Here is a 12,026-nt window from a genome sequence, read left to right as displayed (position 1 = left end):
TTCTTTGTAGGAGCAGCCTTGTGCTGCGAATGGGCCGCAAGGCGGCCCCAGCTGTTTTGGATCAAACCTTGAACTGCGCCATCATGCCGTTCAAATCCACCGCCAACCGCGACAGGTCCTGTGCCGCCGCGCTCGTCTGGTTGGCCCCCGCCGACGTCTGCATCGCCAAGTCGCGAATGTTCACCAAATTGCGGTCGACTTCACGCGCCACCTGCGCCTGCTCCTCCGAAGCGCTGGCAATCACCAGGTTACGCTGGTTGATCGAAGCAATCGCCTCGGCAATCACTTCCAATGCCTGACCGGCGCCCTGGGCCACTTCCAGCGTGCCCGTCGCTCGCCCCTGGCTGCTGTGCATCGCCGTCACGGCCCGCTCGGTACCGTTCTGGATACCGGCGATCATCTGCTCGATCTCTGCGGTCGATTGCTGGGTGCGGTGGGCGAGGGCGCGGACTTCGTCGGCGACCACGGCAAAGCCACGGCCCGCCTCGCCGGCGCGCGCGGCCTCGATGGCGGCGTTCAGTGCCAGCAGGTTGGTCTGCCCGGCAATTGCGCCGATCACATCCAGCACGCGGCTGATCTCATTGGCATTGCTGGCCAGCTGTTCGATTTCGGTCGAGGTACCTGTCACGTCGGCCACCAGGTGCTGGATGGAGGCCAGTGCCTGGTTGACCCGGTCACGGCCATCGCGGGTGGTCTGGTCGGCGCCTTTCGAGGCATCGGCGGTGCTGACCGCATTGTTGGCCACTTCCTCGACCGCAGCGGTCATCTGGTTGACGGCCGTGGCGGCCTGGTCGATTTCGGCACTCTGCTGGTGCAGCCCGCGGCTGGTGTCTTCGGTGACCGTGTGCAGTTCTTCCGAGGCCGAAGCCAGCTGGTCGGACGACGCAGCGATCTTGCGCAAGGTGTCACGCAGGCTTCCCTGCATGCGGCCCAGGGCGCGCAACAGCATGGCGGGCTCGTCGCGGCCGGTAACGCTGATTTCGCGTGTGAGGTCGCCGGTGGCTACGCGTTCGGCGACAGCCACGGCATCGGCCAGCGGCACCACGATGCTGCGGGTGAGCACGGTGGCAATGGCGGCCAGGGCAACCATGATCACCAGCAATGAGACGATGATGGCAGTGAACGCTTCGTCGGCCACATCGCTGCTGCGCTGCGAGGCCTCTTCGGCACCTTTGCTGTTATAGGCGATCAGCGCGGTCAGGGCCTTCATCATGGTGTCGGCGCGCTGCGTGAGCGGGCCGCTTATCTGCTGCTTGGCCTCGTCCATGCGGCCTGCGGCAATGTCCTGCAGCACGCGCACCTGCAGGTCCAGGTACTGTCGGTGCGCCTCATCGAAGGTGTTGAACAGGGCGCTGTCGTCGGCGGCGATGATGGTGTCGGCGTAGTCTTTCAAGCCGTCCTTGAGCTCGGCATTGATGCCATCGAGCATCTGCAGGTTGCGAGAACGTTCGGCGGGGTTGTCGTCCAGTGCGGCGCGCAGGGTGACGGCGCGGGCGCGCCCGAGGTTGCTGCTGATCTCACCCAGCGCTACCACGGCGGGCATCCAGGTGACTCGGATTTCGTCGGTGGCCTCGTCCATCTGGCGGGTTTCGTAAAGTGCGGTAAGGCCCATGACCAGGACCAGGATGCCCAACAGGGCGAATACGCCGGCAGCGCGAATGCCGATCTTCAAATTCCGTAACTGCATGGAATGCTCCTTGACGGTGGCTGCAGGCGTCAGGAGCTGGCCGCAAAGCCAGGACACCGAGGTGGCGCCAGGCTCTTGATGCACTGCGGGTTAGTAGATTTTTCTCACCCTCTTGCATGGTTTTTCTTTAAATGATGCCATATGGCCATCAGTTGAACAGTCATTCAATGTAACGGGATAATTGACAAAACCGTCATTTTTTGACGGTTTTGTCAGGTTCTTCACATCAAGCGATTGCAATCATCGGGTCGGCAGCAGCCAGGGCCAAGGCGCGGTCGGCTGCCGGCGGGTAGATCCACACCGAGTTGATCTGACGCTTCAGTTCCTTGCCCTCCTGGCCTTGCAGTTTCAATGCTCGCTCCCAACCTTCGCTGTACGCCGCCCCCCACTCACCCAGGTCGAGGCAGGTGACGTACTTGGGTTGGCGGTACACCACTGGTGCCACCCCAAGCAGGTCGGCCATGGCGTTGTTGCCACTGTGGCGACCCATCGGGATGGCGTGCTGGCAGGTCATCAGGGCGTGGTTGCCAATGTCGTCGACAGCAGCCCAGGCGGTATCGCCGGTCGCATAGATGTGGTCCTGGCCAATGACCTTGAGGTGCCCGTCGACCTTGAGCCGGCCGAAGTTGTCCCGCTCGCCGGCAACCTGCGCGGTCAACGGGCTGGCCTTGACGCCGACGGTCCAGATCACGGTGTTGCTGGCGATGTATTCGCCGTTGTCCAGGGTTACGCCACCGGCATCGACAGCCACCACCGAGGTGCCGGTCAGCCACTGGACGCCGGCAACCTGCGAGGCGGCCACAATCGACGGCTTGATGCCTGCCCCCAATGCCGCGCCGATGCTGGCGCCACGGTCTACCAGCAGCACCCGCACATCGGCGTCTGCGAGGATGGCGCGCAGCCGGGCGGGCATTTCGGTGGCCGTTTCGATGCCGGTGAAACCACCGCCGCAGACCACCACGGTATTGCGGGCAGGTGAAGCGGGCAGGGCGGCCAGGCCCGTCAGATGCTGCTCGAGGCGCATGGCCGATGCCATCTTGTCGACGTCGAAGGTGTGCTCGGCCAGGCCCGGGACTGCCGGGCGTGCGACCTGACTGCCAGCGGCGAGGATGAGGCGATCGTAGCTGATCTGCTGGCGCTGGCCTTGGCTGTCGATGTAGCTCACGGTGCGCGCACCGGCATCGATGGCTTCGGCGTTACCGGTGATGAAGTGCACGCCCACCGCATTGAACAGCTCACCTACGGGGGCCTTCAACGTGTGTGCGTTGGCCTCGTAGAAGCGCGGGCGAATGTGCAGTTCCGCTTGCGGCGCTAGCACGCTGATGCTCAGGTCGTCGCGCTGGGCCTGGTCGAGTAGCCGGGCGGCGCTCAGGGCGCTCCACACACCGGCAAAGCCGGCACCGATGATCAGGATGTTGGATTTCATGCAGGTGCTCCGCAAAGGTCGGGGGATGAAAAGGTGGCTTCGACCACACGATTGGTGTGCCTCGAATAACTACGACTCTATTTGTCGTAGTTTGTCTCTGCAAGTTTTTTTTCGTCATTGCGATGAGGCGAGCACCGGAGGGGGGTCAGGAAAGGCCGTATTTCGTGCTGCCGTGTCTGCTGCGGCCAAGGCCGCAAACCTTGCTATCCCCACCCCCATCCGTTATAGATAAAAAAGAAACCATAAAGAAAAGAGGCCATTTCAGCCCCCATGCACGAGATCACACGTATCTTCTCCCCCTCAGGCCCCCATTTCGCGTCCAGCGCAGATGGATACGGGCCAGCCCCCATGACCCTCTCTCCGCTTTCGAGCCTGTACCACGTGTTGTCGATCCCTCCGGTCAAGCTCCTGCTGACCCAGATGCGCAAACGCCCCGTCCCTCCACCTGCACCGTAGCGCCTGAATTCTCTATCACCCCCGGTCTTTTGCCGTTTGGGGTTGGGGAGCCTTTGCATTTTTTCAGCGTTCAACTGTTCAGGAATCACTATGACTCTTCGTGTCGCTATCATCGGTGCCGGCCCGTCCGGCCTTGCGCAACTGCGTGCCTTCCAATCCGCCCATGCCCAAGGCGCACCCATGCCCGAAATCGTATGCTTCGAAAAGCAGGCCGACTGGGGCGGTATGTGGAACTACACCTGGCGCACCGGCCTCGACCAGCATGGCGAGCCGGTGCACGGCAGCATGTACCGCTACCTGTGGTCCAACGGCCCCAAGGAATGCCTGGAGTTCGCCGACTACAGCTTCGATGAGCACTTTGGCAGGCCGATTTCCTCGTACCCGCCGCGCGAGGTGCTGTGGGACTACATCCAAGGCCGCGTGAAGAAGGCCGGGGTGCGTGACTACATTCGCTTCAATACTGCGGTCAAGAACGTCAGCTTTGATGAAAACACCCGCGAGTTCACCGTCAGCGCCCACGACTACAGCGCGGGGCTTGGCATCGAGCAGGTGTTCGATTACGTGGTGGTGGCCAGCGGGCACTTCTCTACCCCGCACGTGCCGGAGTTTGAAGGGTTCGAGCGTTTCACCGGCCGTATCCTGCACGCCCACGACTTCCGCGAAGCGATGGAATTCAACGGCCAGGACCTGCTCATTGTCGGCAGCAGCTACTCGGCCGAAGACATCGGCTCGCAGTGCTACAAGTACGGCGCGCGCTCGATCACCACGGCTTACCGTACCCAACCGATGGGCTACAAATGGCCCAAGGGCTGGGAAGAGCGCCCGCAACTGATGCGCGTCGAAAACGACCTGGCGTTTTTCGCCGATGGCTCGAACAAGCGCGTAGATGCGATCATCCTGTGCACGGGCTACCAGCATCACTTCCCGTTCCTGCCCGATGAACTCACCCTCAAGACCAACAACCGCCTGTGGCCTGCCGGGCTGTACCAAGGCGTGGTGTGGGAGCAGAACCCGCAGTTGCTCTACCTGGGCATGCAGGACCTCTGGTACAGCTTCAACCTGTTCGATGCGCAAGCCTGGTTTGCTCGCGACTACATGCTGGGGCGCATCAAGCTGCCGACCAAGGCGTGCATGCAGGCCGACAGCGCGCGCTGGCGCGAGGATGAGGAGCAGCTGGCAACCACTGCTTCGATGTATGAATTCCAGGGCCGATACATCAAGCACCTGATCGAGCAGACGGATTACCCGCGCTTCGACATCGATGCGGTCAACCGCATCTTCCTGCAATGGAAGACCGACAAGAAGCACGACATCATGGGCTACCGCGACAAATCGTACCGCTCGGTGATCACCGGCACCCAAGCGGTACCACACCATACCCGCTGGATGCAGGCGATGGACGACTCGCTGCAGGAGTACCTGCGCGAAACGAATGGCAAGCAAGGCGAGGTGAAGGTGCTGCGCGGGTAGCTGCGTGCTTTGAAGCTTCTGAAAACACCGTCCCATTGGATCACCCCTGACTTTATTGCGCGTGAGGCAGAACACAATCGTCATTGATTGCAAGCAGCACACGATCTATTGTGGTTGTTATCCACTATGCAAAATTATAATTTGCTATGCGAATAGCTTCCGCTTGTTCATGTGAAAAATGCTCGTATTCAACGGTCGGAGAACAACAATGAGCAGCACGAATCTTCGGTTTGACGGTGAGGTAGCAATAGTTTCAGGGGCTGGTCGTGGGTTGGGGCGAGCTATCGCGTTGAACCTCGCTGCTCGGGGGGCCGCGGTAGTCGTCAATGACCTCGGTTGCGCTTTGACGGGCGATCAAGGCGGTGACCGAGGGCCCGCCGAGGCTGTAGTTGAGGAAATTCGGGCGGCGGGTGGTGTTGCAGTGCCCGTGGTTGCCGACATCGGCAGTGCCCAGGGCGTAGCAGAAGTGGTCAAAGCCGCGGTGCAACTCGGCGGGGTCCATATAGTGGTGCACAACGCAAGTCCTGTCATGCCCATGACTTCCCTTGAACAAGCAACCGAGGAGGGCTTCAGCACGAGCCTGCGCGTGAATGCCGTCGGCAGCTGGGAACTTGCGCGTCAGTGCTGGCCTGTTTTTCGTGAACAGGGCCACGCGCGAGTCGTGCTGATCAACTCCGCTGCAGGGTTGTGGGGAAGAAAGGGCATGCCCGCTTACTCGCTGGCCAAGTCATCAATGTCCGGCTTCGCCAAATACCTGGCCAGTGAGGGTGAAGAATATGATATTCGCGTCAACTGTGTTGCCCCAGTAGCGGCAACGCGCGCTTGGGAAGGGCAAAACGTGCCTGAGGGCCTGGCTGAAATGATGGCGGTTGACTACGTTGCCGAATCCGTTGCGCTTTTCGCCCACCGGTCATGCCCAGTCAATGGAGAGCTTTTCCACAGCGTGGGTCAGCATCTTTCCAGGGTGGTCGTAGGTCAGACTCGGGGCAGGGCGTTCGACTCCGCCGAAGCGCTGCTCGACGGTTTTGATGACGTAATGAATGTGACGGATATGGACCTGCCTCGAGAATCCAACGAAGCCGGGGCAGTGATAGCTGCTCGGCTATTTGAGCGCGCCGCTGGTTGTCGATAGCCACCCAGCATGAGAAGGCGCCGCTGAGCAGGCTGCGGGGGCGGCGAGGAATAGGTTCCGGCTGTGGTCCGCACTGGGCCCCAGCCCGGTCTTAGATCAGCTTGACCATCACGTTCTATCGTTTATATTATCGACCATCGTTCACAAAGACGCATGGAGATAATATGAATAAGCACCTCCGTAGCACTGAATACCTACTGTTCAGCGTTGAGAACCGAATTGCCCGCATCACCCTGAATCGTCCCGAAAAACGCAACGCTTTGCATCCCGCGATGCTCACTGAGCTGCGCGATGCCTTGCTCGAGGCCGATGACCGTAATGATGTCACCGTGGTCATTCTTGAAGGCGCGGGTAAAGACTTCTGCGCTGGCTATGACCTGGCAGGTGCCTATGCGGGTTTCGAAGGCGGTACGCCGCCGTGGGATCAAACGCGTTACCGCACCACGAACAAGACCATCGATGACGATTGCTGGAACCTTGAGCAGACACAGAAGCTGAACATGGTGCTGTTCGACATGCACAAGCCGGTCATCGCGAAGGTGCAAGGTAACTGCTTGGCAGGTGGTACCGATTTGGCACTCATGTGCGACTTCGTGATTTGTGCGGAAAACGCCAAGATCGGCTTCCCGGCAGCCCGTGCCAATGGCACGCCGCCTGTGCAAATGTGGGTGTACCACGTAGGTCCCCAGTGGGCGAAGCGTATGTTGATGACCGGCGACAACCTGTGGGGGCGTGAAGCTGCTCGCATTGGTCTGGTGCTCGATGCCGTACCGGTAGAGCAACTGGACAGCGCCGTCGATGAGCTGGCGCGGCGTATCAGTTTCGTCGACGCCGAACTGCTATCGGCGCACAAGCGTATCGTCAACACTGCACTTGAACTGCAGGGTGCTAGAACCTTGCAACGTTTCGCGGCGGAGATGGATGCCCGAGCCCACCTGACCCAAGGTCCACGCCGCACACAATTCAAGGCGGACATGGCAGACCTGGGCCTGAAAGACGCCCTGAAAAAGCGCGACGAGCCTTACGGCGATGGCATGGTCAAAGCACACTGGTTGAATGGTGAGAAAGGAGCAGAATGATGAGTGACAACTTCCTGATTGACGAGCCGATCGAAGGCGTCAAACGCATCACCATCAACCGACCTGATGCTACCAATGCCTTCCAGTTCGAGATGTATACCGAGCTTGCGGACCTTTTCAAGCAGATCAAATACGACCCTACAGTCCGGGTCGTGATCCTGACCGCAGCGGGTAACCGCCATTTCTGTACTGGCCATGATCTGAAAAACCCAGGTAAGGCTGACTGGGTACCGGAGGGCGTGGGTAAGCCGTTCTATTCACGCTATACGATCGATGTGATCGCTTCGCTGCCCGTGTTGATGCGCAACTTGCCGCAACCGATCATCTGTGGCGTCAACGGCACCGTGGCAGGCATGGCACTGGCATTCCCACTGGCGGCCGACATCACTCTGGCGGCTAGATCTGCCAAGTTTGTCAATGCCATTCACAACGCCGGGTCGGGTGCCGAGCTGGGTATCAGCTATCTGCTGCCCCGTGCGGTTGGCGCACAGCGTGCCGCGGAGATTCTGTTGACCGCGCGGCCAGTACTGGCCGAAGAAGCCGAACGTATTGGCATGGTGCTCAGGGCAGTACCCGATGAAGAACTTCAGGATGCCTGCCTGGAAATTGCCAAGAATATCGTGGTCAACGTGCCGATGGGCATTTGGGTGACCAAGCAATCGCTATGGCACAACATGAATGCGGGCAGCCTGGAGCAGGCCATCGAGTTCGAGGGTCGAGGGGTTTACGTAGCACAGTCCACCGAAGACAAAGTAGAGAAGCAAAAGGCGTTCTTCGAGAAGCGCGCGCCAAATTTCTCTTACAAGTAACCGCGCCCTGAGGCTGCGGTTTCCCTGGGTACTGCAAGCTGGCGGCGGTGATACGCCGTCAATGAGGAGATGGAACTGTGACTTACGAAACTATCCGCTACCAGGTCGAAAACGGTATCGCCACGGTGACGCTTAACCGTCCTGAGGTGTTTAACGCAATGAACTCGCTGATGATGAACGAGCTCATTGCGCTATTTGATGAGACTGACCGGGATGACGCGGTACGCGTCGTCGTGGTGACGGGGGAGGGCAAAGGTTTTTGCGGTGGCGCCGATCTTTCCAAAGGCGCTGACATCTTTGACAAGGACAAGAATGGCAGCGCTGACAAAGATACGCCGATTCGCCCCGACGGCTCGTTCGACTACAGCAAAGAGTCGGCGCGAGATGGCGGCGGCAGGCTTGCGCTGCGCATCTTTGACAGCCTCAAACCGGTGATCGGCGCCATCAACGGTGCTGGCGTGGGCATTGGGGCATCCATGCTGCTGCCAATGGACATCCGCATTGCAAGCGAGAAGGCGAGACTGGGCTTCGTCTATGCCCGTCGAGGTATCGTGTTCGAATGCTGCTCGTCCTGGTTCCTGCCCCGTATCGTAGGCATTACCAAGGCGCTTGAGTGGAGTTACAGCGGGCGTGTCATGCCGGCCGATGAACTCAAGGCGGGTGGCCTGGTGAGTGAAGTTGTAGCGCATGAACAGCTACTGCCGCGGGCCTACGAAATCGCCCGGGAGATTGCCGATAACACCGCCCCGGTCTCAATCGCACTGATGCGGCAGATGGCCTGGCGCAGCCTCGGCATGTCTCACCCCATGGAAGCCCACCGTATTGAAAGCCGGGGCATCTGCACCCGAGGCCGCAGCCCGGATGCCAAGGAAGGTGTGCAGTCGTTTATGGAGAAACGCCTGCCGGAGTTCGCCTGCACGGTGTCTGAAGACATGCCGGACTACTTCCCTTGGTGGGACGAGCCCGCTTACTCGTAATCCTTGAAAACCCAACAATAACGCTTGGTCCAGGCCAGCGTCCAAGGACTCAGATAATGAAAACTGCGATTACCGAACTGTTCGGCATCCAATACCCGTTACTTAACGCGGGGATGGGCAGGGTCGCGTTTCCGAATATGGTTGCGGCTGTCTCGAATGCTGGCGGCCTTGGGGTGTACGGTGCGGGCTCCAATCCCCCCGAAGTGACGCGCGCCGCCATTCGGGAAATTCGCACCTTGACTGATAAACCCTTTGGCGCCAACGCGCCACTTGCGCTGCCTAACGGTATGGCTAACGCGAAGGTGATGCTCGAGGAAGGTGTGCCCGTCATCAATTACTCGATGGGCAAGGGCGACTGGATCGTCAAGGCCGCGCATGCCTACGGTGGTAAGGTCATGGCATCGGTCAGTGATGTCAGGCTGGCGCAGCGGGCAGAAGCGCACGGTTGCGATGCGGTGATTGCAGCAGGCTATGAGGCCGCCGGGCATGCGGGGGAAATCGGCAGCTTCGTGCTGATCCCTCGCTTGGCTGAACTTCTAAGCATTCCCATCATTGCCGCAGGTGGCGTAGCTAACGGTGCCGGTTTGGTGGGGGCCCTGGCGCTCGGCGCCTCGGGGGTATCAATGGGTACCCGGTTCTGGGTTACCCAGGAAGGCCCAATGCATGCCAACTTCAAGAACAAAGCCTTGGAGCTGGATGTGCAGGACACCATCTTCTCGGACCGATTCGATGGCATCCCCTGCCGCCAGATGAAAACGGCAGCTGCCGAGCGTATGGTCAATGCGAAGATGTTGAATATCTGGGAGATCTTCCTCAACTCATTCACCATCGCCAAAGAGCTCAACACGCCTTGGCTAAAGCTCGTCAAGCACACACTGTCGCTGGGCCCGCGCCAGATCGAGTCAATGATGCGCATGTCCAAGATGCTGCAGATGCATGGCTTGACCATGTCTACCGGCGACCTGGATAAAGGCATGACCGCTTCGGGCCAGTCGGTTGGCTTGGTTCACGACTTGCCCACCATCGCCGAATTGATCAAGACCATTATCGCCGAAGCCGAAGCGGTTCAGCGTCGGCTTGCGGTCCAGATCCCCGTCGATGGGGTAGCCCCGCAATCCGAAATACGCTTGGTTACCCCGCGGACATAGGCTCGACGGTTTACGAAAACGCCCCTGGAGCTTGGCTCCGGGGGCGTTTTATTTGCAGTGCAGGTTATTGGCTTTAACTCTGCTTGAGTTTTTGTTGCTCGATGAACTGGGTAGCGATTGCGTGGTGTTCAGGGCTGACGGTGGCGGCCAACTGGCGGCCAAGTGTGGCGTCGAGCACTTGTGCTGCGCTGTTATGCAGGTGCAGGTTCATCAGCTTTTTGGTCTCGCGCAGCGCTTGGGTCGGTTGCTTGAGCAGCTTTGCGGCCAATGCCCGTGCCTCCTCAAGCAATTTGTCAGGCGCTACCACGCGATTGGCCAGGCCGAATTCCACCGCCTGCTGTGGAGTGATCCGGTCACCCGTGAAAATCAGCTCCTTGGCGCGTAGCAGGCTGGTGTAAAGCGGCCACGATACTGAGATACCGTCACCCACCACCAGCCCGATATTGATGTGGGGCTCGGCCACAAATGCTGTTTCAGATATCAGCACAATGTCGCACAAGGTGGCCATCGTCGCCCCCCAGCCAACGGCCGGCCCATTGACGGCGGCGATGATCGGTATCGGCAGGTCGATGAAGCTGTGGATGGTACGGCGTGCGTTCTCCTGCACACTGCGGGCGAAGTCGGTGTCGTCCAGCGTCTTGACGAAGTGATTCATGTCGCCGCCTGCGCTGAACGCACGCCCTGCGCCAGTCAGAATGGCGACCCTGGCCTCAGGGTCCTCGGCCAGGGCACGAAAAAGCTTGGGGTAAGAGAACAGCATCTCGGTAGTAGACGCGTTCAGGTGGTCTGGCCGGTTAAGCGTAATGATGCGTAGGCCGCCCTCGGCGGTGACCTGGATGTCTTCGGGAAGGTCGTAGAGATTGGTCATGGTTGTACTCTTATTGTTGGTGAACCACGAGCGATGTCGGTCATGCGTCGATCTGGATCTCTGCAGCGTGGCGCTCAATCCAGGTGGCGAAGGGCGTCAGCACGATGCCGCGATCGCCCAGTGCTTGAGTGAGCGCCGGGATATCTGCGCGATAGCCCACTTCGTTCGTCCACTCCTGGGAACGCACCCACCCGGCGAACAACCCGGCCTCGACCGCCTGCCCAGGGCTCACGGACTGGGCTGACACAGGTTTGCCCAGCGCCTGTGACAGTGCGTCTGCCACCTCTTCCATGGTGAGTGCTTCAACCGCCAGGTCGATGTTTTTACCCGAAAAATGCTGCGGATCCTTGAAGGCGGCGTGAGCAAGCCTGCCGACGTCGTCAGCTGCGACAAGCTGCATACGTGTCGCGGGGCCCAGGGCCGTGATGATCTGACCTTGCTGTAAGTGCGGGAACATGTAGCGGGCTTTGGGCTGAGCGAAGTTGTCCATCATGAAAGCTGGCTTCAATACCGTCCAATGGTTGAAGCCGGCGCTGCGTACGGCCTCTTCTACGTCCCATTTGTCGGTCCAGTACTTTTGCCACCAGTAATCATTGCCCCAGCGTGGAAATGCGGTGTGCTTGCCCGCTTCGCAGACCGAAGTGTGAACGAAATGGGTCACTCCAGCGGCTTTGGCAGCTTCAATCAATGCAAATCCATGACGGCGCTCTGCATCTGTTCCGGCAGCATCGGGTATCTGGACCGAAAATACGCCCGATGCACCTGCGACGGCGCTCGCTAACGAGGCTGCATCCTCCATGTCACCCGCCACGGCTTCAGCGCCAGCGGCGACCAGGGCTACAGCCGCTGGCGAGTCAGGATTGCGCGTCAGAAAGCGCACGCGAAAATGCTCTGCGAGCAGCGCTCGGGCAGTGGCGCCGCCTTGTGCACCTGTGGCCCCGGTAACGAGGATCAGGGGTTTGATCGCTGACATT

The 12,026-nt window shown here is 60.0% G+C and carries 10 protein-coding genes; 6 read left to right on the top strand and 4 right to left on the bottom strand.

Features of this window, described 5'->3' with window-relative positions; genetic code table 11:
• Positions 1-61 precede the first annotated feature (61 nt).
• Both SB765_RS04425 and SB765_RS04420 read right to left on the bottom strand, forming a co-directional pair.
• A complete protein-coding gene (locus tag SB765_RS04425) occupies positions 62-1,687 on the bottom strand; it encodes a methyl-accepting chemotaxis protein (protein ID WP_410930987.1) in 1,626 nt (541 codons plus the stop codon).
• A 226-nt stretch (positions 1,688-1,913) separates the two neighbouring features.
• Positions 1,914-3,113 (bottom strand): NAD(P)/FAD-dependent oxidoreductase, encoded by a 1,200-nt coding sequence (locus tag SB765_RS04420; RefSeq protein ID WP_410930986.1) that lies wholly within the window; start codon positions 3,111-3,113, stop codon positions 1,914-1,916.
• Positions 3,114-3,659: 546 nt separating this feature from the next.
• Between SB765_RS04420 and SB765_RS04415 the strand changes: the two genes are divergently transcribed.
• The 6 genes from SB765_RS04415 (at position 3,660) to SB765_RS04390 (ending at position 10,184) form a co-directional block, all read left to right on the top strand.
• Positions 3,660-5,039: an NAD(P)/FAD-dependent oxidoreductase gene (locus SB765_RS04415; protein ID WP_341798460.1), complete on the top strand. Its 1,380-nt coding sequence runs from the start codon at positions 3,660-3,662 to the stop codon at positions 5,037-5,039.
• A 178-nt stretch (positions 5,040-5,217) separates the two neighbouring features.
• On the top strand, positions 5,218-6,171 hold the full coding sequence (locus SB765_RS04410; protein ID WP_410930985.1) for an SDR family NAD(P)-dependent oxidoreductase: 954 nt from the start codon (positions 5,218-5,220) through the stop codon (positions 6,169-6,171).
• Positions 6,172-6,335: 164 nt separating this feature from the next.
• The gene (locus tag SB765_RS04405; protein WP_341798462.1) at positions 6,336-7,250 is read left to right on the top strand and encodes a crotonase/enoyl-CoA hydratase family protein; all 915 of its coding nucleotides are present in this window, start codon (positions 6,336-6,338) and stop codon (positions 7,248-7,250) included.
• On the top strand, positions 7,250-8,059 hold the full coding sequence (locus tag SB765_RS04400) for an enoyl-CoA hydratase-related protein (protein WP_341798463.1): 810 nt from the start codon (positions 7,250-7,252) through the stop codon (positions 8,057-8,059). Before SB765_RS04405 ends, SB765_RS04400 begins: the two co-directional genes overlap by 1 nt.
• A gap of 77 nt (positions 8,060-8,136) precedes the next feature.
• Positions 8,137-9,036: a crotonase/enoyl-CoA hydratase family protein gene (locus SB765_RS04395; RefSeq protein ID WP_410910224.1), complete on the top strand. Its 900-nt coding sequence runs from the start codon at positions 8,137-8,139 to the stop codon at positions 9,034-9,036.
• 56 nt (positions 9,037-9,092) lie between these two features.
• Entirely contained in the window at positions 9,093-10,184 is a 1,092-nt protein-coding gene (locus tag SB765_RS04390) for an NAD(P)H-dependent flavin oxidoreductase (protein WP_410930984.1), read from the top strand.
• A gap of 73 nt (positions 10,185-10,257) precedes the next feature.
• Here SB765_RS04390 and SB765_RS04385 read toward each other — a convergent pair whose 3' ends face one another.
• Together SB765_RS04385 and SB765_RS04380 are read right to left on the bottom strand one after the other, a co-directional pair.
• Positions 10,258-11,052, bottom strand: coding sequence for an enoyl-CoA hydratase/isomerase family protein (locus SB765_RS04385; protein ID WP_341798466.1), 795 nt, complete (start codon positions 11,050-11,052; stop codon positions 10,258-10,260).
• A 40-nt stretch (positions 11,053-11,092) separates the two neighbouring features.
• Complete coding sequence (locus SB765_RS04380; protein ID WP_341798467.1) at positions 11,093-12,025, bottom strand: NmrA/HSCARG family protein; 933 nt, start codon at positions 12,023-12,025, stop codon at positions 11,093-11,095.
• Position 12,026: the final 1 nt, after the last annotated feature.

This window comes from Pseudomonas sp. SIMBA_067 (assembly GCF_046534675.1).
Lineage (GTDB): Bacteria > Pseudomonadota > Gammaproteobacteria > Pseudomonadales > Pseudomonadaceae > Aquipseudomonas > Aquipseudomonas putida.
This window is presented reverse-complemented; position numbering and strand designations above follow the sequence as displayed.

What these genes read in the sequence shown, in the direction of transcription:
- SB765_RS04390 (WP_410930984.1), top strand. Translation starts at nt 9,093, where the DNA reads ATGAAAACTGCGATTACCGAACTGTTCGGCATCCAATACCCGTTACTT.
- SB765_RS04425 (WP_410930987.1), bottom strand. Translation starts at nt 1,687, where the DNA reads ATGCAGTTACGGAATTTGAAGATCGGCATTCGCGCTGCCGGCGTATTC.
- SB765_RS04380 (WP_341798467.1), bottom strand. Translation starts at nt 12,025, where the DNA reads ATGTCAGCGATCAAACCCCTGATCCTCGTTACCGGGGCCACAGGTGCA.
- SB765_RS04420 (WP_410930986.1), bottom strand. Translation starts at nt 3,113, where the DNA reads ATGAAATCCAACATCCTGATCATCGGTGCCGGCTTTGCCGGTGTGTGG.
- SB765_RS04405 (WP_341798462.1), top strand. Translation starts at nt 6,336, where the DNA reads ATGAATAAGCACCTCCGTAGCACTGAATACCTACTGTTCAGCGTTGAG.
- SB765_RS04385 (WP_341798466.1), bottom strand. Translation starts at nt 11,052, where the DNA reads ATGACCAATCTCTACGACCTTCCCGAAGACATCCAGGTCACCGCCGAG.
- SB765_RS04410 (WP_410930985.1), top strand. Translation starts at nt 5,218, where the DNA reads ATGCTCGTATTCAACGGTCGGAGAACAACAATGAGCAGCACGAATCTT.
- SB765_RS04415 (WP_341798460.1), top strand. Translation starts at nt 3,660, where the DNA reads ATGACTCTTCGTGTCGCTATCATCGGTGCCGGCCCGTCCGGCCTTGCG.
- SB765_RS04400 (WP_341798463.1), top strand. Translation starts at nt 7,250, where the DNA reads ATGAGTGACAACTTCCTGATTGACGAGCCGATCGAAGGCGTCAAACGC.